Origin of the sequence: Enterobacter cloacae complex sp. GF14B (assembly GCF_004136805.1) — a bacterium.
Lineage (GTDB): Bacteria > Pseudomonadota > Gammaproteobacteria > Enterobacterales > Enterobacteriaceae > Enterobacter > Enterobacter hormaechei_C.
Genome location: NZ_QFRV01000004.1, coordinates 25,873 through 50,882, shown reverse-complemented (window position 1 = coordinate 50,882; position 25,010 = coordinate 25,873). Strand labels below are relative to the sequence as shown.

The 25,010-nt window shown below is 54.0% G+C and carries 24 protein-coding genes; 9 read left to right on the top strand and 15 right to left on the bottom strand.

Annotated features, from left to right (window positions below; genetic code table 11):
• Positions 1-62: 62 nt before the first annotated feature.
• The gene (gene acnA / locus DD606_RS02415; protein WP_045894816.1) at positions 63-2,738 is read left to right on the top strand and encodes an aconitate hydratase AcnA; all 2,676 of its coding nucleotides are present in this window, start codon (positions 63-65) and stop codon (positions 2,736-2,738) included.
• Between the two features lie 36 nt (positions 2,739-2,774).
• Here acnA and ribA read toward each other — a convergent pair whose 3' ends face one another.
• A complete protein-coding gene (ribA, locus tag DD606_RS02410; protein ID WP_003856813.1) occupies positions 2,775-3,365 on the bottom strand; it encodes a GTP cyclohydrolase II in 591 nt (196 codons plus the stop codon).
• Between the two features lie 197 nt (positions 3,366-3,562).
• On the opposite strand from ribA, the gene pgpB reads away from it, so the two are divergent.
• The 5 genes from pgpB (at position 3,563) to yciH (ending at position 7,211) form a co-directional block, all read left to right on the top strand.
• Positions 3,563-4,330 carry a phosphatidylglycerophosphatase B gene (gene pgpB / locus DD606_RS02405; RefSeq protein ID WP_003856815.1) on the top strand — a complete coding sequence of 256 codons (768 nt, stop codon included), beginning with the start codon at positions 3,563-3,565 and terminating at the stop codon, positions 4,328-4,330.
• 148 nt (positions 4,331-4,478) lie between these two features.
• Positions 4,479-4,787 (top strand): LapA family protein, encoded by a 309-nt coding sequence (locus tag DD606_RS02400; RefSeq protein ID WP_003856817.1) that lies wholly within the window; start codon positions 4,479-4,481, stop codon positions 4,785-4,787.
• 6 nt (positions 4,788-4,793) lie between these two features.
• A complete protein-coding gene (gene lapB, locus DD606_RS02395; protein WP_003856819.1) occupies positions 4,794-5,963 on the top strand; it encodes a lipopolysaccharide assembly protein LapB in 1,170 nt (389 codons plus the stop codon).
• 184 nt (positions 5,964-6,147) lie between these two features.
• Positions 6,148-6,885: an orotidine-5'-phosphate decarboxylase gene (pyrF, locus tag DD606_RS02390; protein ID WP_003856820.1), complete on the top strand. Its 738-nt coding sequence runs from the start codon at positions 6,148-6,150 to the stop codon at positions 6,883-6,885.
• Positions 6,885-7,211, top strand: coding sequence for a stress response translation initiation inhibitor YciH (yciH, locus tag DD606_RS02385; protein WP_003856822.1), 327 nt, complete (start codon positions 6,885-6,887; stop codon positions 7,209-7,211). Before pyrF ends, yciH begins: the two co-directional genes overlap by 1 nt.
• Before the next feature lie 104 nt (positions 7,212-7,315).
• Here yciH and osmB read toward each other — a convergent pair whose 3' ends face one another.
• The 3 genes from osmB to DD606_RS02370 form a co-directional block, all read right to left on the bottom strand.
• Positions 7,316-7,534: an osmotically-inducible lipoprotein OsmB gene (osmB, locus tag DD606_RS02380; protein ID WP_003856823.1), complete on the bottom strand. Its 219-nt coding sequence runs from the start codon at positions 7,532-7,534 to the stop codon at positions 7,316-7,318.
• Positions 7,535-7,796: 262 nt separating this feature from the next.
• Entirely contained in the window at positions 7,797-8,549 is a 753-nt protein-coding gene (locus DD606_RS02375; protein WP_129258147.1) for a DNA-binding transcriptional regulator YciT, read from the bottom strand.
• 37 nt (positions 8,550-8,586) lie between these two features.
• The gene (locus DD606_RS02370; RefSeq protein WP_003856825.1) at positions 8,587-8,769 is read right to left on the bottom strand and encodes a hypothetical protein; all 183 of its coding nucleotides are present in this window, start codon (positions 8,767-8,769) and stop codon (positions 8,587-8,589) included.
• Positions 8,770-8,960: 191 nt separating this feature from the next.
• Between DD606_RS02370 and DD606_RS02365 the strand changes: the two genes are divergently transcribed.
• Positions 8,961-9,830 carry a crotonase/enoyl-CoA hydratase family protein gene (locus tag DD606_RS02365; RefSeq protein ID WP_129258145.1) on the top strand — a complete coding sequence of 290 codons (870 nt, stop codon included), beginning with the start codon at positions 8,961-8,963 and terminating at the stop codon, positions 9,828-9,830.
• Here the strand turns inward: DD606_RS02365 and pdeR are convergent.
• From pdeR to fabI, 4 genes are all read right to left on the bottom strand, one after another.
• A complete protein-coding gene (gene pdeR / locus DD606_RS02360) occupies positions 9,827-11,818 on the bottom strand; it encodes a cyclic di-GMP phosphodiesterase (protein WP_003856827.1) in 1,992 nt (663 codons plus the stop codon). The genes DD606_RS02365 and pdeR overlap by 4 nt on opposite strands.
• A 204-nt stretch (positions 11,819-12,022) precedes the next feature.
• Positions 12,023-13,957 (bottom strand): exoribonuclease II, encoded by a 1,935-nt coding sequence (locus DD606_RS02355; RefSeq protein WP_023324795.1) that lies wholly within the window; start codon positions 13,955-13,957, stop codon positions 12,023-12,025.
• A gap of 88 nt (positions 13,958-14,045) precedes the next feature.
• Positions 14,046-15,032 carry an oxidoreductase gene (locus tag DD606_RS02350; RefSeq protein WP_045333123.1) on the bottom strand — a complete coding sequence of 329 codons (987 nt, stop codon included), beginning with the start codon at positions 15,030-15,032 and terminating at the stop codon, positions 14,046-14,048.
• A gap of 152 nt (positions 15,033-15,184) precedes the next feature.
• A complete protein-coding gene (gene fabI / locus DD606_RS02345; RefSeq protein ID WP_003856831.1) occupies positions 15,185-15,973 on the bottom strand; it encodes an enoyl-ACP reductase FabI in 789 nt (262 codons plus the stop codon).
• Between the two features lie 393 nt (positions 15,974-16,366).
• On the opposite strand from fabI, the gene DD606_RS02340 reads away from it, so the two are divergent.
• Positions 16,367-17,707 carry a GGDEF domain-containing protein gene (locus DD606_RS02340; protein WP_045336490.1) on the top strand — a complete coding sequence of 447 codons (1,341 nt, stop codon included), beginning with the start codon at positions 16,367-16,369 and terminating at the stop codon, positions 17,705-17,707.
• A gap of 8 nt (positions 17,708-17,715) precedes the next feature.
• Here the strand turns inward: DD606_RS02340 and DD606_RS02335 are convergent, their stop codons facing one another.
• Positions 17,716-18,537: a helix-turn-helix transcriptional regulator gene (locus DD606_RS02335; protein WP_126542489.1), complete on the bottom strand. Its 822-nt coding sequence runs from the start codon at positions 18,535-18,537 to the stop codon at positions 17,716-17,718.
• Between the two features lie 47 nt (positions 18,538-18,584).
• Positions 18,585-18,986: a RidA family protein gene (locus tag DD606_RS02330; RefSeq protein WP_129258143.1), complete on the bottom strand. Its 402-nt coding sequence runs from the start codon at positions 18,984-18,986 to the stop codon at positions 18,585-18,587.
• A gap of 132 nt (positions 18,987-19,118) precedes the next feature.
• Here DD606_RS02330 and DD606_RS02325 point away from each other — a divergent pair, with 132 nt between their 5' ends.
• Entirely contained in the window at positions 19,119-19,709 is a 591-nt protein-coding gene (locus DD606_RS02325) for a TetR/AcrR family transcriptional regulator (protein WP_003856836.1), read from the top strand.
• Here DD606_RS02325 and sapF read toward each other — a convergent pair.
• The 5 genes from sapF to sapA are packed head-to-tail and all read right to left on the bottom strand — an operon-like array spanning position 19,706 to position 24,985.
• Positions 19,706-20,512, bottom strand: a complete 807-nt coding sequence (gene sapF / locus DD606_RS02320) for a putrescine export ABC transporter ATP-binding protein SapF (protein ID WP_003856838.1) — start codon at positions 20,510-20,512, stop codon at positions 19,706-19,708. The genes DD606_RS02325 and sapF overlap by 4 nt on opposite strands.
• Before the next feature lies 1 nt (position 20,513).
• Complete coding sequence (sapD, locus tag DD606_RS02315) at positions 20,514-21,506, bottom strand: putrescine export ABC transporter ATP-binding protein SapD (protein ID WP_003856840.1); 993 nt, start codon at positions 21,504-21,506, stop codon at positions 20,514-20,516.
• Positions 21,506-22,396, bottom strand: a complete 891-nt coding sequence (gene sapC / locus DD606_RS02310) for a putrescine export ABC transporter permease SapC (RefSeq protein WP_003856843.1) — start codon at positions 22,394-22,396, stop codon at positions 21,506-21,508. Before sapC ends, sapD begins: the two co-directional genes overlap by 1 nt.
• Entirely contained in the window at positions 22,383-23,348 is a 966-nt protein-coding gene (gene sapB, locus DD606_RS02305) for a putrescine export ABC transporter permease SapB (protein ID WP_003856845.1), read from the bottom strand. Before sapB ends, sapC begins: the two co-directional genes overlap by 14 nt.
• The gene (sapA, locus tag DD606_RS02300; protein ID WP_129258141.1) at positions 23,345-24,985 is read right to left on the bottom strand and encodes an ABC transporter substrate-binding protein SapA; all 1,641 of its coding nucleotides are present in this window, start codon (positions 24,983-24,985) and stop codon (positions 23,345-23,347) included. Before sapA ends, sapB begins: the two co-directional genes overlap by 4 nt.
• Between the last annotated feature and the right edge of the window lie 25 nt (positions 24,986-25,010).

The window sequence follows — 25,010 nt, the reverse complement described above, 5'->3', positions numbered from 1 at the left end:
GTGTTATCTTTAATTACAGCCCTGATGATTGTCAGGACATCCCTGTTTTTAAGGAGGAGCTTATGTCGTTAACCCTACGCGAAGCCAGTAAGGACACATTACAGGCGGAAAATAAAACCTGGCGCTACTATAGCTTATCGCTGGCTGCCAGAACGCTTGGGGACATTTCGCGGTTACCCAAGTCGTTGAAAGTCTTACTGGAAAACCTCTTGCGCTGGCAGGATGGCGACTCGGTTACCGAGGAGGATATCCAGGCTCTGGCAGGGTGGCTGAAGAATGCACATGCAGACAGAGAAATTGCCTATCGCCCGGCCAGGGTGCTTATGCAGGATTTCACCGGCGTACCAGCGGTTGTGGATTTGGCTGCCATGCGTGAAGCCGTTAAGCGTCTCGGGGGCGATACTGCTAAGGTTAACCCCCTGTCCCCGGTAGACCTCGTCATTGACCACTCCGTCACCGTCGATCACTTTGGTGACGACGATGCTTTCGGCGAAAACGTCCGTCTGGAGATGGAACGTAACCATGAACGCTACGTATTTCTGAAATGGGGTCAGCAGGCGTTCAGCCGCTTCAGCGTTGTTCCACCGGGCACCGGCATTTGTCACCAGGTCAACCTGGAATATCTCGGCAAAGCCGTCTGGAGTGAATTGCAGGATAAAGAGTGGGTGGCTTACCCGGATACGCTGGTGGGCACCGATTCACACACAACCATGATTAACGGCCTTGGCGTTCTGGGTTGGGGCGTCGGTGGTATTGAAGCGGAAGCGGCCATGCTCGGCCAGCCGGTATCAATGCTCATTCCCGATGTGGTGGGCTTTAAGCTGACCGGTAAATTGTCCGAAGGCATCACCGCCACGGATCTGGTTCTGACGGTCACCCAGATGCTGCGTAAGCATGGTGTGGTGGGTAAATTCGTTGAATTTTATGGCGATGGTCTGGATTCCTTGCCGCTGGCGGACCGGGCCACCATCGCCAATATGGCGCCGGAATATGGCGCGACCTGCGGCTTTTTCCCGATTGATAGCGTTACGCTGGAGTATATGCGCCTCAGTGGTCGCAGCGAGGAGCAGGTGGCTCTCGTTGAGGCCTACACCAAAGCGCAGGGCATGTGGCGTAACCCGGGTGACGAGCCGGTATTTACCAGTACGCTGGAACTGGATATGGGCACCGTTGAGGCAAGCCTCGCAGGGCCAAAACGTCCGCAGGACCGCGTCGCCCTGAGCAACGTTCCCAAAGCCTTTGCCGCCAGCAATGAGCTGGAGGTTAACGCCGCGCAAAAAGATCACCGTCCGGTGGACTATGTTCTGAACGGGCATCAGTATCAGCTTCCTGACGGCGCCGTGGTGATCGCCGCTATCACTTCCTGTACCAACACGTCCAACCCGAGTGTGTTAATGGCTGCCGGGCTGCTGGCAAAAAAAGCGGTAGAACTGGGGCTCAAGCCACAGCCGTGGGTTAAAGCCTCTCTGGCGCCTGGTTCGAAAGTGGTTTCCGATTATCTGGCGCAGGCCAGACTCACGCCTTACCTCGACGAGCTGGGCTTCAACCTGGTGGGCTACGGCTGTACGACCTGTATCGGTAACTCTGGTCCACTGCCTGAGCCTATTGAAGTGGCGATCAGGCAGGGTGATTTGACCGTTGGCGCGGTACTTTCTGGTAACCGAAACTTTGAAGGGCGTATTCATCCGCTGGTGAAAACCAACTGGCTGGCCTCGCCGCCGCTGGTTGTAGCCTATGCGCTGGCCGGAAACATGAACATTAACCTGGCGACCGATCCGATTGGTCACGATCGCAAAAATGAACCGGTCTATCTGAAAGACATCTGGCCATCATCGCGTGAAATTGCGCGCGCGGTAGAGAAAGTTTCCACCGAGATGTTCCGCAAAGAGTATGCGGAAGTGTTCGAAGGCACAGCGGAATGGAAAGCGATCGACGTGGTGGGTTCCGATACCTATGACTGGCAGGATGATTCCACCTATATTCGCCTGTCGCCATTCTTCGACGAAATGCTGGCGGAGCCTGCACCGCTGAAAGATATTCACGGCGCGCGGATCCTGGCGATGCTGGGCGATTCCGTCACCACCGACCATATCTCTCCGGCTGGGAGCATCAAGGCGGACAGTCCGGCAGGTCGGTATCTGCAAAGCCGTGGCGTGGAACGTCGCGATTTCAACTCCTACGGTTCGCGCCGTGGTAACCACGAAGTGATGATGCGCGGGACCTTTGCCAACATCCGCATTCGCAATGAAATGGTTCCGGGCGTGGAAGGGGGCATGACGCGCCACCTGCCGGATACAGAGGTCATTTCAATTTATGACGCAGCCATGAAGTATCAGCAGGAGGGGACGCCGCTGGCCGTTATTGCCGGTAAAGAGTACGGCTCCGGTTCCAGTCGCGACTGGGCGGCAAAAGGTCCGCGTCTGCTCGGGGTTCGCGTGGTGATTGCCGAATCCTTTGAACGTATCCACCGCTCAAACCTGATCGGCATGGGGATCTTGCCGCTGGAGTTCCCGCAGGGCGTGACGCGTAAAACGCTGGGTCTGACCGGGGAAGAGCAGATTGATATCAGCGGTCTGCAAAATCTGCAACCGGGTAAAACCGTTCCGGTGAAATTAACGCGCGCAGATGGTACGACAGAAGTGCTGGATTGCCGGTGTCGTATTGATACGGCAACAGAGCTGACCTATTACCAGAACGACGGCATTTTACATTATGTAATTCGTAAGATGCTGGACTGATAAAATCGCCCGGCACATGTGCCGGGCGTTTTGCGTTTACTCGCTCAGCAGATGCCCCATTTTGGCGGCTTTAGTATCGAGGTAGTGCGCGTTTTTCGGGTTGCGGCCGACAATCAGCGGCACGCGTTCCACGATATTGATGCCCGCTTCAGTGAGGATTTCCACTTTCTTCGGGTTATTGGTCAACAGACGCACTTCGTCCACGCCCAGCAGCTTGAACATATCTGCGCACAGGGTGAAATCGCGCTCGTCAGCAGCAAAGCCGAGCTGATGGTTCGCTTCGACGGTATCGTAGCCCTGATCCTGCAACGCGTAGGCGCGGATTTTATTCAGCAGGCCAATATTGCGTCCTTCCTGACGGTGATACAGCAGAACGCCACGTCCTTCCTCTGCGATATGAGAAAGGGCGGCTTCAAGCTGGAAACCGCAGTCGCACCGCAGGCTGAACAGCGCGTCACCGGTCAGACACTCTGAATGAACGCGGGACAGCACCGGCGTTTGCCCCGAAATGTCGCCGAATACCAGGGCGACGTGATCTTGCCCGGTTGCCAGTTCTTCAAAACCCACCATCAGGAAATCGCCCCATGGGGTTGGCAGTTTGGCTTCTGCCACACGTTTAAGCTGCATGTGATTCTCCAGACCAGGCTGACACGTTTCGTGCCTTTGCCCCATTATGCTTTCTGTATTGGACTATTTTGCCACAAGCCCGGCAACTTCACCTAATCACCACCACGCTTTACAAACGTTAAACGCACAATCCGACATATCCACCTGAATGAAGAAATTCAGTTATGATTGTGGTGCTTAGTGAAAAAGGAGAGGACATGCTTTCGATTGCCAGACGAACGGCCGCAGGTGCCGCCGTATTGCTCGTTATACCCCTGGTCGTTTGGTTCTCCGGCTGGATGTGGCAGCCCGGACAAAACGAGACGTGGCTGAAAGCCCTATACTGGATAACCGAGACGGTCACCCAGCCGTGGGGGATTATTACGCACGTGCTGCTCTGTGGCTGGTTCCTGTGGTGCCTGCGCTTTCGCCTTCGTGCGGCGCTGGTACTGTTTGCCATTCTCGGCGGGGCCATACTCATCGGGCAGGGGGTGAAGTCGTGGGTGAAAGATCGCGTGCAGGAACCCCGTCCTTTCGTCGTCTGGCTGGAAAAAACGCACCATGTTCCGGTGGATGAGTTCTACAATTTAAAGCGTAAAGATCGCGGTGCGCTGGTAAAGGAGCAGCTTGCGGAACAACAGGATATCCCGACCTTTTTACGCAAACACTGGCAAAAAGAGACCGGCTTTGCGTTTCCTTCCGGGCATACGATGTTTGCTGCCAGCTGGGCGCTACTTGGCGTAGGACTGCTGTGGCCGCGTCGGCGTACCCTCACGATTGCGATTTTGCTGGTCTGGGCGACAGGCGTAATGGGCAGCCGGATGCTGCTGGGGATGCACTGGCCGCGTGATTTGGTGGTGGCAACGCTGATCTCGTGGGTACTGGTGACGCTGGCGACCTGGCTTGCACAACGTTTTTGTGGACCCCTGACGCCGCCGCCGGAAGAGAAGGAAGAAATAGCCGAAAGGGAGTCTGGCGGAACCTGAAGGTTGATATTCCGCATTTTGACCATAAATCCATGTAGGGCGCATTACTTTTTCCATTTCGCGCCCGCCACTAAAATGGTAGCTTATAAGGCTGATTGCAGTGAGTTGAACACGCTTTATACGCTCGAACCACATAACGGGAAGTCATGTGAAATATTTACTCATTTTCTTACTGGTGTTGGCGATTTTTGTCATTTCAGTCACATTGGGCGCGCAAAACGATCAACAGGTAAGTTTCAACTATCTGCTGGCGCAGGGCGAGTACCGGGTGTCGAGCCTGCTGGCTGTGTTATTCGCGGCGGGGTTTGTCATCGGCTGGCTTGTATGCGGCCTGTTCTGGCTTAAGGTTCGTGTTTCTCTTGTTCGCGCTGAACGTAAAATTAAACGACTTGAACATCAACTTACGCCTGCGTCTGACATTCCGGCGAGCTCTGGTGTGCCGGTAGTCAAGGAATAATCGAATATGCTGGAGTTGTTGTTTCTGCTTTTGCCTGTCGCCGCAGCCTATGGCTGGTATATGGGCCGCAGAAGCGCGCAACAAACAAAACAGGATGAAGCAAACCGACTCTCCCGTGACTACGTAGCGGGGGTGAACTTCCTGCTGAGCAATCAGCAGGATAAAGCGGTGGATCTGTTCCTCGATATGCTTAAAGAGGATACCGGCACCGTTGAGGCGCATCTCACCCTGGGAAACCTGTTCCGCTCGCGCGGAGAGGTTGACCGTGCCATTCGTATCCACCAGACCTTGATGGAAAGCGCTTCGTTGACCTATGAGCAACGGTTGCTGGCCGTGCAGCAGCTTGGGCGGGATTACATGGCCGCGGGGCTTTACGATCGCGCCGAGGATATGTTCTCTCAGCTGGTGGATGAGACGGACTTCCGTATCGGTGCGCTTCAGCAGCTTCTGCAAATCTATCAGGCCACCAGCGACTGGCAAAAAGCGATTGATACCGCTGAACGGCTGGTCAAACTCGGCAAAGACAAACAGCGCGTCGAAATTGCCCACTTCTATTGCGAGCTGGCTCTCCAGCAGATGGGTAGCGATGACATGGATAAAGCCATGGCACTGTTAAAGAAAGGCGCAGCGGCCGATCGCAACAGCGCGCGCATCTCGATCATGATGGGGCGGGTCTTTATGGCTAACGGTGATTACGCCAAAGCCGTGGAGAGCCTGCTTCGCGTTATCGATCAGGACAAAGAGCTGGTCAGCGAAACGTTGGAAATGCTGCAAACCTGCTATCAGCAGCTCGGTAAGCAGGACGAGTGGGTTGCGTTTCTGCGTCGCTGTGTTGAAGAGAATACAGGTGCCACAGCCGAGCTGATGCTGTCAGATGTCGTCGAAGAGCATGAAGGGAGCGATACCGCCCAGGTATACATTACCCGTCAGTTGCAGCGTCATCCTACCATGCGTGTCTTCCATAAGCTGATGGATTACCACCTTAATGACGCAGAAGAAGGGCGCGCTAAAGAGAGCCTGATGGTGCTGCGAGACATGGTGGGTGAACAGGTGCGCAGCAAACCGCGCTATCGCTGCCAGAAATGCGGCTTCACCGCCTATTCGCTCTACTGGCATTGCCCTTCCTGCCGGGCGTGGTCCACCATTAAGCCAATCCGAGGTCTGGACGGACAGTAATTTTTTAAAACGCTGCACTTTAGTTACAACATACTAATGGTTACAGTAATTCCATCAGCACCGTGCGGTCTGGGGTTCAGCAGGAAAAGCATTCGATTCTGTTCATTTACCCCGAGGGCAGGTAGAATGCACGCCGTTTATCTGTTCCGCGCCGCTGCGCGCCCATAGACGAAAAGGGCTGGTCATGACGTCTGTTACATCCTCCACTTCCCGCGTAGTTACCGATTCTCCCGTAGTTGTTGCTCTGGATTACAATAACCGTGACGCCGCACTGGCCTTTGTTGATGGCATTGATCCCCGCGATTGCCGTCTGAAAGTAGGCAAAGAGATGTTTACGCTGTTCGGCCCACAAATCGTCCGCGATCTGCATCAACGTGGTTTCGACGTTTTCCTCGACCTGAAATTCCACGACATTCCAAATACCACTGCGCACGCCGTTGCTGCGGCAGCTGAACTCGGCGTGTGGATGGTTAACGTACATGCATCGGGCGGGGCACGCATGATGACGGCTGCGCGCGAAGCGCTGGTGCCGTTTGGTAATGACGCTCCGCTTCTGATCGCCGTCACCGTGCTGACCAGTATGGATGAATCCGACCTGCGCGACCTGGGTGTGACGTTGTCACCTGCCGAACATGCAGAGCGTCTGGCGCGCCTCACGCAACAGTGTGGTCTCGATGGCGTGGTCTGTTCGGCTCAGGAGGCGGTTCGCTTCAAATCTGAGTTAGGCCGCGATTTTAAACTGGTGACGCCAGGTATTCGTCCAGCAGGCAGCGAGTCAGGGGATCAGCGACGTATCATGACGCCAGAGCAGGCGCTGAGCGCGGGTGTAGACTATATGGTGATTGGTCGCCCGGTGACGCAATCCGCTCATCCGGCAGAGACCCTGAAAGCGATTAATGCATCACTGAAAAAGGGGGCATAATGCGTGACGCCAACAGTCGTCTGGTCTATTCAACGGATACCGGGCGCATTGAAGAGCCAAAAGAGAAAGCTGAACGTCCAAAAGGCGATGGTATCGTGCGAATTCAGCGCCAGACCAGCGGCAGAAAAGGGAAAGGCGTTTGCCTTGTCACCGGCATTGACCTGGATGATGCAGACCTGGTAAAGCTCGCCGCTGAGCTTAAAAAGAAGTGCGGATGCGGTGGGGCAGTAAAAGACGGCATTATTGAGATTCAGGGCGATAAACGAGATTTAATTAAAACGCTGCTGGAAGCCAAAGGAATGAAAGTCAAACTGGCGGGCGGCTAAAATAAATGAGCCACGGACATTGCCGTGGCTCTTTTTTTTACGTGCGTAAGTCAGACCTGAAAATACTTAATATATTATTATGCCGGTGAGAGCCGTTATGGTGATTATTTGCCCACCTGGTGACCGATAATACCACCTACGGCAGCACCACCTAATGTACCCAGCGTACTACCATCCGTTAATACTGCACCACCAAGCGCACCAGCACCGGCACCAATCGCGGTGTTACGGTCACGTTTAGACCAGTTAGAGCAAGCGCTCAGGGACATTGCTACAGTGATTGCCAGAACAGCGGCGGCTAATTTTTTGCTGGTAAAGGTCATAATACTTTCTCCTGAATTATCGATTCACGGAAAGGAATGCACTTTAAGTATAGACAATATCCATACTTAAATTCTGTTCCCGTGAAAGCTGGTCGCGCAGGCGTTTCATCATCACGCAGGTGATAGTCACTTCCTGTTATATCGCTAATACTAATTTTACGTGTTTAGAACGGTTTCAACAGGTAAAAACTCTTAAAGGAAGGGTCGGAATACTCTCAGAGAAAGGTTTAAGTGCGCCCATTATTCGGGCGCAGCAGGATAATCAGGCTGTTTTTTTTACAATATCGACAGTCAGACCGTCTTGTTCTAATTGCTGGCGATATTCATCACGCAAACGCTCATCCGTGATTACACGGCTGAAGCGCGAGGCCGGCCCCATCGTATAAGGGTGTACGGCGCCAAACTTAGAGCTGTCGGTCAGCACAATCGCTTCACACTCTTTGGCGAGTACGGCGTTAACCACGTCTGAACGCATCATGTCGCGGCCGGTAAAGCCGGTGTCGGGCTGCCAGCCGTCAATACCTATGAATGCCTTACTGAAGTGAACTTGCTGAACATATTGGCGCGTTAATGGCCCCACCATGCTTTCGCTTTTCTTCTGGTAAATGCCGCCCAGCAGAATCACCTCGCAGCGAGTTTCCTTCAACAGATGGGCAATATAGCTGCTTACGGTGATGATGGTAACGTCTTTTTGATCGGCAAGCGTGCGCGCCAGAAGGGCGTTACTGCTGCCATTTTCAATAAAGACGGTCTCACCGTTATTCACCAGGGATGCAGCAAACTCCGCCAGCTCCCGCTTGAGCGCATAATTGTTCATCATGCGGGTTTCAACGTCGTCGCTGTCCAGTGGAACGGCATATCCGTGCGCACGCCGCAGGTAGCTCTGTTTTTCCAGAAGATTCAGATCCTGACGAATGGTGACTTCAGAAACGCCGGTGGCTTTAGCGAGATCGACCACGCTTACGCGTCTCTGATCGATCACCATCTGCAAAATGATTTGTTGTCGGGAGTTCATAGCATCCATTTAAAAGGCAAGGTCGGAAACGACGTGGTTACACTTCCCACGGGGCTTTAGGCTGAGTGGATTCTGGAGCGTTATCAGCGCCGTTCTCAGCCAGCAGTTCAGACTTGAGGATCTCAAGATTACGGATAGCAGAGTGATAATCGCCTGCGACAAGAATATCCAGCACAGTATCAATACGCTGCGCCACGGCTGTTGCATCAATGTTAGACATAAGCTCACCCTGAAGCGAAAAGTTAATATTATCAATGATGCAGAAAATTGATTCAAAAGAGAAGGTAAAAAATGCAATAACCAAAGCCCATAAATGAAAGTGATAAATTTAACCCCCGTCTGCTGCGGGTTGTAGGGGTGGATTAGTCTAAAACTGCGCGCAACGCGCTTTTTTATAAGAGGAATTCGACTATGACAGTTATCAACCAGACAACCTGCACATTGTTTACTGATGCTGAACGATTCACTCAACTGGCGGCTTATTATGAGGCCGAACGGCGTACGGTGTGGATGATGTTACGCGCCACGCCACGGCCTTGCTTCAACCATGCGCTGATCGAGGAGATCATGAATCTCTCCTGGCTGGTTCGACAGTCCGGATTTGTCGTTGATTTTTGGGTCACCGGATCGCTGGTCCCCGACATCTACAATACCGGCGGTGATTTACAGTTCTTCGTTGAGTGCATCAAAAACAACCGACGCGAAGCGTTACGCGCCTATGCCCGGGCCTGTGTGGACTGCGTTCATACCGCCTCGCGAGGGTTTGATACCGGCGCTGTCACGCTGGCTATGGTGGAAGGAAGCGCTTTAGGGGGCGGGTTTGAAGCCGCGCTGGCGCATCATTTCATTCTGGCCCAGCGCGATGCCCGATTAGGCTTTCCGGAAATCGCGTTCAATCTGTTCCCGGGCATGGGCGGCTATTCACTGGTGGCGCGTCGTGCCGGCATGAAAATGGCGGAGGCGCTGATCTACAAAGGTGAGACGCATACGGCGGAATGGTATGAGCAGCATGGTCTTGTGGATCTCTTATTTGAGCCGTTACAGAGCTATGTTTCGGTGCGGACGTTTATCGACACGCTACAGCCGAAGCTGAACGGCGTAAGGGCCATGCTGCGTGCACGTACGCGCGTGCTGCCACTTCCGCGAAGCGAGTTGATGGACATTACTGAGGATTGGGTTGATGCCGCCTTCTGCCTTGAACCGAAGGATATCGCCTACATGGAGCGGCTGGTTATGCTGCAAAATCGCCATCAGGCGACGGGCTTACGCAAAGCCAGCTAACGGACATTCCTGGCCTGATAACGTTTTAGCCATCGCTCGAATGCGGCAGCGGGCATGGGCTTAGCAAAAAGATAACCCTGCCGTTCGTTGACGCCATTCTTCGTCAGAAAGGCGTCTTCTTTTGCACTTTCCACCCCTTCAGCAATGACCTGCAAATTTAACGCCTGCGCCACGGCGACTATCGCACGCACCAGCGACTGTGAAATGGACTGCTTATGGATATCCCGCACGAAAGACTGGTCAAGCTTAATGGCATCGATAGGGAAGCGCGCCAGTTGCGACAGGGAAGAGTACCCCGTACCAAAGTCATCCAGATGAATTTGCGCTCCCAGGCGGCTAAATTGCTGGATCACTGACAGGGCCAGTTCTTCATTTTCAATGAGACAGCTTTCGGTCAATTCCACGTCAATCGGGCAGTATTCAAAATTCAGGTCTTTCAGCGCCTGCTTCAGGTCACTGAAGATGGTCTGGTCCGCCAGCTGACGGGCGGAGACGTTGACCGCGACGCGCATGTTGATCCCCTTGTCGCGCCATTTTGCTACCTGGCGCACCACATCAAGCATAACCCAGCGGCCCAGAGGCACAATCAGCCCTGATTCCTCGGCATAGGAGATAAACTCCATCGGCGGGATCAGGCCACGCTCTGGCGACTGCCAGCGCACCAGCGCCTCCAGACTTCTGACTTCGCCGCGCCAGGTCATTTTGGGCTGGTAGTGGATTAACAGCTGATCGTTATCCAGCGCTTTACGCAGGTTGGTATCCAGCCACAGGTATTCAAATACGCGCTGGTTCATCTCTGGCGAGAAGACGCAGAATTTGCCCCGGCCATTTTCTTTGGCGGTGTACATGGCGGTGTCGGCATTGCGAATGACGCTTTCGCGATCGTTACCGTGCTGGGGCGCAAGCGCGATGCCCAGCGAGCAGCCGGTGTAAACCTCAATCAGTCCGATGCGGAAAGGTTGACGCAGTCGGGTCAGTATTCGCGACGCCATCGCTTCCAGCGCGCCCTGCGAGGTATCGGTGGCCATCACGATAAACTCATCCCCACCCAGGCGCGCCAGGGTTTGTCCTTCGTCCAGGCAGCTCAGGATCGCCAGCGCAACGGCCTGTAGCAGCTGGTCGCCAAACATATGCCCATAGGCATCGTTCACTTTTTTAAAATTATCCAGATCGAGATAAACTACGCCAACCTGCGTGTCACCCCGAGCGGTGATGGCATCAGAGATCAGCTCATGGATGGCATTTCGGTTAGGCAAACCGGTAATCGTATCCGTATTGGCGAGAACGCGCAGGCGCTCCTGGGCCCGACGCTCCTCGGTTATGTCGGTACCTGAACAGATGAGGAAAATTTCATTTTTTCCGCTGCCGCTGTGAACAAATTTATTTCTGAAGAGAAACAGGCGCTGCCCCTTGCGGGTCTTGATCCAGCGTTCAACTTCGTAGGAGCTGCCGTTACGAAAAAAACCGGTGATGTTGCGTTTGGAGGCCGCGGCTTCGCTGCGGCTCATAAACAGTTTGAACACGTTTTGCCCGATAACTTCCTGTTCCTTCAGGCCCGTATATTCTTCACTTAAACGGTTGAAGCGCTGAATATTCCCGTTCTGGTCGAGGATCACAATCACGGAGTTAGCCTCGGAAACTACCTGTTCGGCGAAGGAGAGCCCCTGCGCCAGGTCGCGCGCAACGGAAGGGGTATCGTTCCAGGCTGATGCCGTTCCTGCCCACTCATTTTTGTTAATTTTACGGCCGACAAGATGAACGGGAACGTCCACACCGTACAAAGGCAGGGTCATGGCAATGCTGGAGGTGATTACGGTGAGCTGGCGGATCAGCGCGGCCTGTTCATCATCCAGCGCAACCACCTGAATGATGTCAGCGCTTTCACTGGCAGCAAGATGCAGAGCATTGCTGTCTGCTGTCAGTCGCCACCAGGGGCTATGCGTACCCATGTAACGAAACAGCAAATTCTGCTCCAGATCGTCCATCACGTTTTCTCCCGCGGCTGCTGAGTAGCGCACAAATTATTCATTTGCAGTCGACAATGACGGCTCTCTTTTACTGTAGATAATTCTGGAGAAATGTGGCGTTGGGAAACAGAAAAGTGTGAGAAAAAACGATGATTTTGCGGGAGATAATTCAGGAGAGAACTCCCGGCCACCCCTTAACGGAACGGCCGGAAGTTTACGCGGTTATCAGGCGACAGGGCGCGCGATAATACTGCGGGTTTCCATGCGCACTTCAGCGATGGTGACATCAATCACGTCAGTGACCTTGTAAACCGTTTCGCCTTTAATTTGCACGGTCCCGTTTTCCTGGCTACAAACCAGTTCGTCGCGGACGGCATGCAGGAACGGGGCAGGAATAAAGGCAACGGCGCCATTATCCACCAGGCGAACGCGCATACCGCCGCGGCTGATGTCAATGATTTCAGCCGGGAAACGGGTATCAGTCCCTGCCTTATCATTCAGGAAGCGCGCGTACAACCAGTCGCCGACATCACGCTCCGCCATACGGTTGAGACGGCGACGTTCTGCCATCTGCAATGTCGTACCATCCTGTGGGCGGGCAACAGATTCCCCTTTGATGATCGCTTTCAGCAGACGATGGTTAACCATGTCGCCGTACTTACGGATCGGGGAGGTCCAGGTCGCATAAGCCTCAAGGCCAAGGCCGAAGTGCGGGCCAGGCTCGGTGCTGATTTCCGCAAAGGACTGGAAGCGGCGAATACGGCTGTCGAGGAACCCTGACGGCTGTGCGTCCAGCTCGCGGCGCAGTTTGCAGAAACCTTGCAGGGTCAGCACTTCCTCAGGATCGACGTGTACGTCATGGGTTTTCAGCAGGGCAGCCAGCGCTTCGGTGTTCGCCGGATCAAACCCGGTGTGCACGTTGTAAATGCCAAAGCCTAATTTGTCGCGCAGCACGCGTGCAGCACAAATGTTGGCGGAAATCATCGCTTCTTCAACGATGCGGTTGGCAATACGGCGCGGCTCAGCGACGATATTCAGCACTTCACCTTTTTCACCCAGCACAAAACGGTAGTCCGGACGATCTTTGAAGACCAGCGCGTGAGTTTGACGCCATTCGCTGCGGCTCAGGCAGACGCGGTGCAACAGACGAATTTGTGCGGCAATGTTGTCCGACTCGGGTTTCCAGTTGCCCGTGTTCTCCAGCCAGTCGGACACGTCGTCATAGGCCAGCTTGGCTTTGGATTCGATGGTGGCGGCGAAGAATTCAATATCTTCTTCAATGGTACCGTCAGCCGCAATGGTCATCCGACATGCCAGCACCGGACGTACTTCATGCGCACGCAGCGAACAAAGATCGTCGGAAAGTTCACGCGGCAACATCGGAATGTTAAAGCCCGGCAGGTAGTTGGTGAACGAGCGCACTTTGGCCATCTCGTCCAGCCTGCTGCCTTCGACAATCCATGCGGTAGGGTCGGCGATGGCGACGGTCAGATGCAGTTTGCCATCGACTGTCTCTTCGGCATACAGCGCATCGTCCATATCCTCGGTGCTGGCGCTGTCAATGGTGACAAAGTCCAGCGCCGTCAGATCGCGACGTTCCAGACCTTCGTCCTGCATTTCAGTCGCCACGCCATCAGGCGCTTCTTTTTCGAGATTGTGGCGCGCCAGCGTCACCCACCATGGGACGAAATGGTCGTCGCCGAAGGTAATGTATTGGGTAAGCTCGGCGTAGAAACCGCGATCGCCTTTTAAAGGATGACGGCGCATCTCAGCAACCGCCCAGTCACCCTCAACAAAATCATGCTCAACGCCACGCGCGGCGCGGCACGGAATAGCATCTTTCAGGAGAGGATGGTCCGGCACGACGGAAAGACGATCGTCTTTTTTATGCACTTTCCCGACAAAGCGGGTCAGGAAAGGTTCGATCAGTGCTTCCGGCTCGGCAGACTCTCGTTCCTTTTCGGTATGAATAACGGCCGAAATACGGTCGCCATGCATCACTTTCTTCATCTGAGGAGGCGGAATGAAGTAGCTCTTCTGCCCATCAACTTCAAGAAAGCCAAAGCCCTTTTCCGTGGCTTTTACGACCCCTTCTGCACGCGGCGTCTGGGAATGCAGTTGCTGTTTAAGCTGCGCTAGCAGCGGGTTGTCCTGAAACATAATGTTCTATTTTCGTAGCCATTGAGCGGCTGACAGTTTTACGCGAATCTCACTGCTACAGCAAGCGCTCTTTAGGTAAAGAGTATGGTTATTCCTCTTTGCCGAGCGCCACACGCAGACGGTCCAGCCAGCCATAAAATGCATCTCGGGTTAGCAGATTGATGGCCTTCTCTGGCGAGAGACCTGACCCGGTCAGGGGCGTTAACTGGGCGGCGCTAAAGCGATCCGGAGAGGCGACGAGCAGCGCACGAGCGGCTGAGATCATCGAAGACGCGGGGCCTTCACTTAGCGGATGGTTAAGCAGAATTTCGCCCGTCAGATTAAGCAGCATCGGCTCATGACACAGCACAGGGGTGAGCGCTTCAAGCGCCGGTTCCGCCTGCCAGCGTGAGAGCGCCTCAAGCTGAAGCGCACTGGCATATTTTAGCTCTACCGCAGGTAGCGTGGCGGTCCATCTGCTGAAGCTAACCGGCAGCGTATGGGGCTGAATGTGGTGCCCGGGCAACCAGCGTACCGGATGGCCAAGCAATGCCTGAAATACCGCGACCACTCGCGCCTGAAAACCGACAAAGCCGATGATCTGGTTGATAAGCACAATGTCATACGTTGTGAGTCCAACCTCATCAAGCTGGTTTTGGGCTTTGTCATCGATCACATCGGGTGAGCTTGCTAACTGGCGGGCATACTGGGTAATTTCTGCAAGGCGTCGATTGCTTTCCCGGGAGGAGTCCGGCCCCGGAAGAGGGGCGAGCAGGGCAGCGTAGTGGTTACAGAGCCGCTGAACACCACACGCCTGGGCAACCGTTAATGCCGTGCTCAGCCTGTCGTAGGCGCTGAGCGTATGCAGACGGCTCACGGGAGTATCAAGCGGGAACAAAAGATGACACAGGGTTCGGGCAGGCGCAAGCCAACCAGCACAGCTTGCGAGAATGTCATCGGGCAGGGCTAAATCGAGCAAAAAACGGTCGTCGACGTTAGCGGCTTCGGGCACCAGCGGCAGAACGTCCGTCTGCGAATGATTCGACTGGGTTTCATGATACCAGTGGCCTTTGCCGGAAAAACGGCGTTGTTCCATGGGCGTTCCTTGATCTCAAAATGGCGATCAATATCCTGGCGTAAGGCGGATGAGGGGAAAAATATTGTTAGGTGATAACAAATAGCAGAACGGAATAACGAGGAGCGGGGCGGTGAGAAACTCTCTTCCCTGGCGGGAAGAGAGTGACAAGCTTATTTGATTTCCAGCTCGTTCATTGCAGCGATGTTGAAGCCGCCGTCAACGTGAACCACTTCGCCGGAGATACCTGCGGAAAGGTCAGAGCACAGGAATGCCGCAGAGTTACCCACATCTTCGATGGTAACGGTACGACGAATCGGGGTAACCGCTTCGCAGTGTGCCAGCATTTTACGGAAATCTTTGATACCGGAAGCGGCCAGGGTACGGATTGGACCCGCAGAAATAGCGTTAACACGCACGCCTTCAGGACCCATTGCGTTCGCCATGTAGCGCACGTTGGCTTCCAGAGACGCTTTCGCCAGACCCATAACGTTGTAGTTAGGGATAGCACGTTCTGCGCCGAGGTAGGACAGGGTCAGCAGGGCTGCGCCCGGGTTCAGCATCGCGCGGCAGGATTTTGCCATTGCAACGAAGCTGTAGGAGCTGATGTCGTGGGCGATTTTGAAGCCATCACGGGTAACCGCGTTCACATAGTCGCCGTCCAGCTGGTCGCCAGGAGCGAAGCCGATGGAGTGAACAAAACCGTCGAATTTCGGCCATGCTTTTGCCAGTTCAGCAAACATGCCATCAATGCTTTCGTCTTGTGCAACGTCACATTCCAGAACAATGCTGGAACCCAGCTGCGCGGCAAATTCTTCAACACGGCCTTTCAGCTTGTCGTTCTGGTAGGTGAACGCCAGCTCAGCGCCTTCGCGATGCATTGCCTGTGCGATGCCGTATGCGATGGACAGTTTGCTGGCAACGCCAGTCACCAGAATGCGCTTACCGGAAAGAAAACCCATAGCTTTAATCCTTATATTCATTGCTTATTTTGCCTTGTAATTCATAGCGTTACAGGCAGTATTTCAAAATCATTCGAAATTAGCTCGAAATTATAGCCCACTCACAGCCCCATGTGTCACGATATTTCTCGCTCCTGCGCCGTGAATGGGCTCACGGAAGAGGTTGAACTGACTCTTCATCAGGCCGTTTCGTGTGTATCCCAGCAGTATATCACCGCACGCGGGGTTCGCCTCATCCAACCAGCGGGCACCGTGACGCCGCCCTCATGCTGATGTGTCCAGCGCCTTTTGCGCAAAATGATCCGTTTAGCCCTTTAAACGCTTTAAAATTGCGCGAGGGTCGATAACGGCTATGCCATTTTGAGTCTTTATCTGTGTGCGGTAAGAAGGAAGATGAAAAATATAACGTTGGCCGAAAAACTGATCATGCTGTCAGGTGCGGCGCTTTTTGCGCTTATGATCGCGGTGAACTCCTTTTGCGTGAATGATAATCCTGGTTTCAGGGTGCCTATGACCACCTATTTGATCGTCATGATTGCGCTGTTCTTTCTGGATACCATTATCTTTATTTTTATCCAGATGCTGTATGCCTCCGACCGATCGCGTTTTTCCTTATTCATTCTGAGCCTGGCATTTCTTAGTGGGCTGGTTTATTTCATTGAGACGATCATTGTCATTCAGCTTCCGGAGCATGCTGGTTTTACCCAGGCGGCAAAAACCAACGATACGGCGGTATTCTATTTTTTTCGGCAGCTGAGCTTTATCGTATTACTGGCGCTGGCGGTCCGTGTGGAAAAAATCACGATACGATCCACGCTCAGATTCCGAAATAAGATCAGCATGACGTTAGCATTAATGATGACACTGGTTATGTTTCCGATGCTGGCCCATTATCTCAGCAGCTACCATCCGGCCTGGACATTAACGATTGCAGCATACGAAGATGAACATCATTATCCTGTCTGGGATATCAGGTACGTAAACGTTCTGATCCTGCTCTGGTCGGCTTTACTTTGTTATATGATCTCTGTGACACGCCTGGCGTCCGGGATCTGGAACAGTATTATTGTGGTTTGCCTTTCCGCCATCGTTTACAATTTTTTCCTCTTACTGCTTGATACCTACAATCTGTCGCTCTGGTATATCAGCCGGGCAGTAGAGGTCCTCAGCAAATTATTTGTGATTTGTACCTTAATATTCCATGTCTTTAACCTGTTGAAAATTTTCGGCGATCGGGTTGATCGCGATCCGCTTACTCAGATCTACAACCGTAAATATTTTTATGAGGCACTTCCGCGGGTCCGCTCGCTCAGGACAGAAAAGGGGACCAGCATTATGATGCTGGACATCGACAACTTTAAGTCGATTAACGATAACTGGGGGCATCTTGTGGGGGATCGCGTGATTCTGGCGGTCGTGGATATTATCAAAGACAGCATTCGCGATAACGACATCTTTGCCCGACTGGGAGGCGAGGAATTTGGTCTGCTGCTGCCGGATACCGACGGTAAGCAGGCTATTGCCGTCGCAGAGCGTATTCGCCAGAACGTTCAACAGCGCACCGGGCCGGGCTATCATTATGCTCTCCCTGTAAAGGTCACATTAAGTATCGGCGTGTGCTCAGCCATTCAGAATAACGTCAACGGCAATGATATTATGCGTGACGTGGACGAGGCGTTGTATGAGGCTAAGCACAACGGTAAAAACAGAATTGTTACCAGACAGGCTGAATGAAGCTGAGGTTACAGGATGGGGATGAAAACATCAAAATCGACAGACTCGTCGCTGTACGCATTAATTTTCATCAGGAAAATACCGTCGCGCAACGTCAGGCGTTGGTTTACCATCGCCTTAACGAAGGCAATCTTGTTAAACGCGCTGTAGATTTCCCAGCTACCGCTAAAGGGCATTCTTGCGTATCTCCCACGCACAATGCAGGATTTTTTATTTGTCACCGTGTCGCTTTGTAACGCGTACGATATTAATACCTCGACCAGATACGATCGGCTTTTGCCTAACTCGGGGCGGCGGGGCATCAGAATAATTTTATCGATATCATGGCGGTTTTCTGTCAGGAGCTTTTTGATTTTTTTAGTAATATCATGCACTGAGGTATCAAAAAGATGATCGTGTTCGATAATTTCATGCGTATAGATAAACGTTTCATCCAGATAGCAGACCTCGAGCTCAGGCGTTTCATGTTCGCTTAATAAAAAAGAGGGCTGTAAGATGTCAAAATTCCACCCTCTGGCACATCTGTACTCAGAGGGTGTCAGCCCCATCATTTTTTTAAAGGCTCTGGAAAATCCCTGACTGCTCTGGTAATGGAATAAATACGCAATATCCGTCACCGGAATCGACGTCATTCTCAGCATAATGGCGGCACGGCTTAACCTCCGTCGGAGAATATATTCACCTAAAGAGAGCCGATACTTCTCTTTAAACCATGTTTCGATGGTTCTTCTGCTGTATCCAATACCTGCAACCAAATCACCAATGTGTAAAATAGTAAAGTTATTTTCTTCTACCCAGGAGAGAATATAGTTGCTGATGCTGTCTTTCATTTGTGCGTCAGTGATAGCTTAACGGTAAATCAGTTTGCTGCCAGATGTTAATTCGCGGGCGTAGGGATCCTGGCGATAACCTTAATTTCGAAATCAAAACCCGCAAGCCAGTTAACGCCTATTGCTGTCCAGTTTGGGTAAGGGGGGTGCGGAAACGCCAGTTTTTTCGCCTCCATGATGGCGGGGAACTGGTTTTCAGGATCGATATGAAATGTCGTGACATCAATCAGATCGTCAAAAGTACACCCTGCGGCTGCCAGAGTCGCCCGTAAATTATCGAACGCCAGCTGCACCTGAGCGGGGAAGTCGGGTTCAGGTGTGCCATCGCTGCGGCTGCCAACCTGACCGGAAACAAATAACAGATCGCCAGAGCGGATTGCTGCTGAATAGCCATGCTCTTCATAGAGGGCATGTCGATTAGCCGGAAAGACGGGGTCACGTGGATGCATGGCTTTTCCTTTTCTGTCAGAGGTATTGTTGTGCTTACGCAGTAGAAGTAACATACGCGATGTATGTCAAAAATGTAATCCACATACGCCGCGTATGTCAAATTATAATTACCGCTTAATGAAGGAAGTCCCATGGCTACAAAACGTCGTGCTGAAACGGCCCAGGAAAATCGCGAGAAAATGATTCAGGCGGCGCGGAAGGCATTTGCTGAAAAAGGCTATGCCGCAGCGTCAATGGATGAACTCACGGCAAGCGTGGGGTTAACACGCGGCGCGCTATATCATAATTTCAACGACAAGAAGGGATTACTGGCGGCGGTGGTCGCGCAGATAGACAGCGAAATGGCAGCAAACGCGAAAGCGATTGCCGCCGCCGCCGATGATGACTGGGAGCGACTGCTGGCGGAGGGCATCGCCTATATCAAAATGGCGCTCGTTCCGGAAGTTCAGCGTATCGTCCTTCTTGACGGCCCGGCTGTTCTGGGTGACCCGGCGCAATGGCCCAGCCAGAACAACTGCCTTGAGTCGACCCGTCAGACCATCGAAAAAATGATGGAGTGCAACGTAATCAAAAAGATGGATGCCAGAGTCGCAGCCCATCTGCTGAACGGCGCTGCGCTGAATGCGGCTCTGCTGATTGCTGCGAGTGATGAACCGCAGAAGACCCTTCCGCATGCTATAGAGGTGTTTACTCTGCTGGCAAGCGGGTTACGCAACGGCTAACGATCTTTACGCCACGCGTCCGCCGTCAATGCTTCACCAAAGTGTCCGGCAATCAGGCGTTTTGTCAGGTCATGGAGCGGGGAGGCCAGTACGTCAGCGGTACTGCCGCGCTCGACCACTTCTCCCTGGTGCATCACCAGCACCTGGTCGCTGATGTGTTTCATCATGCCCAGGTGCTGAGTCACGTAAATATACGAGATCCCCTGCTTTTCCTGTAACTCCAGCATCAGGTTAATGAGCTGCGAACGCATCGACATATCCAGCGACGCCAGCGCTTCGTCGGCGATAATAACTTTCGGGCGCAGGATCAGCGCGCGGGCCAGACCGAGACGCTGTTTTTGGCCCGGGGCCAGCATGTGCGGGTAATAGCTGACATGGTCGGGCAGGAGGCCTACCAGACGCAGGGTTTCGACAATCCGTTTGCGACGCGCTTCCGGCTCCAGGTCGGTATTCAACCGCAGCGGGAAATCCAGGATCTGGGAAATACGCTGGCGCGGGTTCAGGGACGTCGACGGATCCTGAAAAATCATCCGGATGCGCTGACTGCGAAAAGAATAATCCCCAAATTCCAGAGGATGATCGTCAATCAGTATTTCACCGCCGCTTGGCTCGACCATGCCCGCGAGCATTTTTGCCAGGGTCGATTTGCCCGAGCCGTTTTCACCGATAATCGCCAGCGTCTGCTTTTCGCGCAGCGTAAAGCTCAGCGGTTTAACCGCCTCGACGGTCTGACGGTGAAACAGGCCGGTGCGATAGCGAAAGGTCTTACTCAGGTTACGTACTTCCAGTAAGGTTTCGACCATTTCACTCTCTCTCCATGTTCAGCGGGAAATGACAGGCAAACAGATGGTTTTTCGGCCCTGTCAGGCGCGGTGTTTCAATGCATTTACGCTGAGCATACGGGCAACGCGGTCCCAGACGGCAGCCAATGGGCAGCGATTCCAGCAGCGGTATCGCGCCAGGCAGCGTATTCAGACGGCTTTTGTGCGGCATCGCGCTGCCAAAGTCCGGGATCGCCCTGATCAGCGCCTGCGTGTAGGGATGATGTGGCGTCGTCACCAGGTCTTCACTTGGCGCGGTTTCTACCGTCTGGCCGCAATACATTACATCAATTTTATCCGCCCACTTGCTCAGCATTTGCAGGTCGTGACTGATCAGCAAAATGGTGGTGTTGTTATTCTGGTTCAGACGCGTGAGCAGGCGGAAAATCTGGGCCTGGGTGGTTGGCTCCATCGCGTTCGTTGGTTCGTCCGCAATCAGCAGACGCGGCTGATTCGCCAGGGCGATGGCAATCATCACTTTCTGGCATTCACCGTCGGTCAGTTCGTAGGGGAAACTGCGCATCGCGTCTTTATGGTCTTTGATCCCGACACGGTGCAACAGCTCAATGGCACGACGTTTACGCCAGCCGAAACGCTGCCACCAGCGGCCTTTATAGGTCCAGCCGGGGATGTTCTGCATCAGCTGTTTCCCGACGCGCTCGGACGGATCGAGACAGGATTGCGGCTCCTGGAAAATCATCGAGACGTTATGGCCCACCAGTTTGCGGCGTTCGCGCGGGGAGAGACGCAACAGATCGATGTCGTCGAAGCGCATACGATCGGCGGTCACCCGCCAGTTGTCTTTCGCCACGCCGCAAATGGCCTTGGCGATCAGACTTTTCCCCGAACCCGATTCGCCCACCAGCCCGCGGATTTCGCCCTCTGCGAGCGTAATGCTGATGCGATCCACGGCCTTGACCCAGCCTTCGCCCGTTTTAATTTCTATCGTGAGGTTGCGGATATCGAGTAACGGCATTATTGCACCCCCGCATTGATTGCGCGGCGGATCCCGTCGCCCAGCAGGTTAACGAGCAGCACGCTCACCATGATGGCCGCGCCCGGCAGCATGACCGTCCACGGCGCAACGTAAATCAGCTCCAGCGCATCGCCGAGCATGGCGCCCCATTCCGGGGAGGGAAGCTGCGCGCCAAGGTCCAGGAAGCCCAGCGCTGCGATATCCAGAATCGCCATCGACAGGGCGCGGGTGATCTCCGTCACCAGCCCGGCGGCAATGTTAGGCAGCACGGCAAACCACAAAATATTAAACGTGGTGGCGCCATCCAGACGGGCGGCGACGACATACTCTTTTTCCAGCTCGTCGTGAACCAGGCTGTAAACCGAACGCACCATGCGCGGCAGAATGGCCAGCCAGACGGCGAACATCGCATGGGTGAGGTGCGGCCCCGCGAAGGCCACGACGATAATCGCCAGCAGCAGTGAAGGAATAGAGAGCAGGGTATCAAGAATATGGTTAAGCACGGCCGACCGCAGCCCGTGGGTTGAGCCGGCAAAAATGCCCAGCGCCAGGCCGCAGATCGCGGCAGCCAGGGTGACCACGAACGCGCCGCCTACCGTAGGTGCGGCGCCGCTCAGTAAACGACTTAGCACGTCGCGTCCGAGATCGTCAGTCCCCAGGAAGAACGAAACCTCCCCGTAACGCGACCACGACGGCGGTAAAAGCTGATAACCAAGGAACTGCTGATCGATGCCATACGGTGCAAACCACGAACCCAAAACGCACAGCAACACGAGGCCAATGCAGCCGTAAAAGCCGATCATCGCCGTGGTGTCGCCATAAAAATTACGCCACACGGTACGTAGCGCACCGGGCGTGCGCTTTTCGCTGTAGACGTTATCGTAAGGCATACCATTCCTTATGCTTCAATGGGTTGGCCATGGCACCCAAAATATCGGAAACAACGTTAACAATAATGACCAGGGAGCCAATCACCATCACGCCGGCAGAGATCGCCGCGTAATCCTGCTGGCGAATGGCGTTGATCATCCAGCGTCCAAGGCCCGGCCAGCTGAAAACCATCTCGGTGATCATCGCCAGCGTCAGCATGGTTGAAAATTGCAGCCCAAGACGTGGGATTACGGGTGGCAACGCATTGTGCAGCACATGGCGACGGAGAATCGTCAGGCGAGACAGTCCGCGCGTGGCGGCGGCCTTCACATAGTTTTGATCGAAGACGTCGATAGTGCTGATACGCATCAGGCGAATTACTTCGGTCGTCGGCGCGACGGCCAGCGTGAGCACCGGCAGCACCATGTGGCGCAGCGCGCTCACGATCATTTCGTCGCGCCACACTGAATCAGAAAGCCAGGCGTCAACGATGGCGAAGCCGCTCACCGTTTGCACGTTATACAGCAGATCAAAACGGCCAGATACCGGCAGCCAGCCTAACGTCAGTGAGAAGAAGAGGGTAAGCAGCAGCGCCAGCCAGAAAACAGGGATGGAAAAGCCAATTAAGGCAAGCGCGCTGATGAATTTATCCTGCCACTTATTACGATAAATGCCCGCCAGCATCCCCACCGGGATCCCCACCATGAGGGCAAAGCCAAAGGCGAGTACACACAGCTCCATGGTGGCCGGGAAAACCACTTTCAGCTGCTCGGAGATGAGCTGTCCGTTAATGCTGGACACGCCAAAATCCCAGTGTAGCAGGCCATTAAACCAGAACAGCCAGGCGTCCCAGAGGGAGGAGCCCTGAAGCGGGGCGTGCGGCGTAAAGTAGCTCAGGCTAAAGCCGACAAAGGTCAGGAAGAACAGGGTGACCAGCAGTAACAGCAGCCGACGCAAGGTAAATATAATCATGGTTTCTTCACCTCTTGTTCTTTCTCACGGGTGACGCCCGCGAAGGAGGCGTTACCAAACGGGCTGAGTACCAGCCCTTTAATATCGTAACGGTAGGCCTGGAGGCGCAGGGAAGAGGCAAGCGGCAACACGGGAAGTTCTCTGGCCAGAATATTTTGCGCTTCATCATAGGCCTCAATGCGTGAGGCAAGCTGTTGAGACGCCAACGCTTTTTGCAGCACGGCATCAAATTCCCGGTTACACCAGTGGGCGTAGTTGGTCTGGGAGTTGATTGCCGCACAGCTCAGCAGAGGACGGAAGAAGCTGTCCGGGTCGTTACTGTCGGTGGACCAGCCAGCCAGCGTTAAGTCGTGATTCATGTCCATCAGACGCGCCTCCTGGAAACGGCCTTCGACAGGCACGATGATCACCTTAACGCCCACCTGCGCCATATCAGCCTGCAACAGCTCAGCCGTTTTAAGCGGGCTGGGGTTCCACGCCTGAGAGCTGGTGGGCACCCACAGCTGTAGCGTCAGGTTTTCTGCCCCCAGCGCTTTAAGCTGTTCGCGCGCTTTCGCCGGATTATATTCGGTAATCTTCGCCTCGCCGTCATAGGCCCAGGAGGCGCGCGGAAGAATAGAGGCGGCGGTTTCCGCGGTCCCGTAGTAAATCGACTGCATCAGACGCTGATTGTTGATCGCTAACGCCAGCGCATGGCGCACGGCCGGATTATTCAGCGGCGGCTTATCGGTGTTAAACGCCAGATAAGCGATGTTCATTCCCGGGCGCAGGGTCAGGCGCAGGCGTGGGTCGTCGCGCAAAATGGTCAACTGGCTGGCCGCAGGCCAGGCAAGCACGTCGCACTCGCCGGTCAGCAGTTTGGAGAGTCGGCCTGTTCCACCTGAACCCAGATCGACAATTACCTGCGGCATCAGCGGTTTGCCGCGCCAGAAACGATCGTGGCGTTGCAGGCGAATGTATTGTCCGGCGCGGTACTCTGCTAACTGGAACGGACCTGTGCCCACAGGCTCACGATCGAGACGTTCCTGACGATCCTTTTTCGTCAGCTGATCTGCGTATTCGGCTGACATGACCGAGGCGTAGTGCGTCGCCAGATGCCAGAGGAAGGAGGCGTCCGGGCGAGTCAGGCGAAACTCAACCGTGCGGTTATCCAGCTTACGAACGCTTTTGACCGAGTCCGCGAATTGCAGACTGTCGAAATAGGGGAAGTTCCCGCCATTAACGTTATGCCACGGATGATTTCGGTTGAATATGCGCTGGAAGGTGAAAACCACGTCATCCGCGTTGAGTTTACGGGTTGGCGTAAACCACGGGGAGTGCTGAAAGGCGACATCATCGCGTAGACGAAAGCGGTATGTAGCACCGTTATCAAGCACTTCCCAACTTTCAGCAAGCTCCGGAACCAGCCGATAGGTATAAGGATCGACGTCGAGCAGGCGATCGTAGAGCTGTGCGGCCAGCGTATCAACAATCAGGCCGCTCCCCGCTTTTTGTGGGTTAAAGGTATCAACTTGCCCGCTGACGCAATAGACGAAACCACTCTCTCGGATATCAGGGGGCACAGCGCGATCGGGCGCAGCAAAGGCCAGATTGCTGAACAGACCGAGTGCAAACAGGGACGATAAAACCAGGCGCATAGTTTTTAAGGTTTTTAGATTCGAT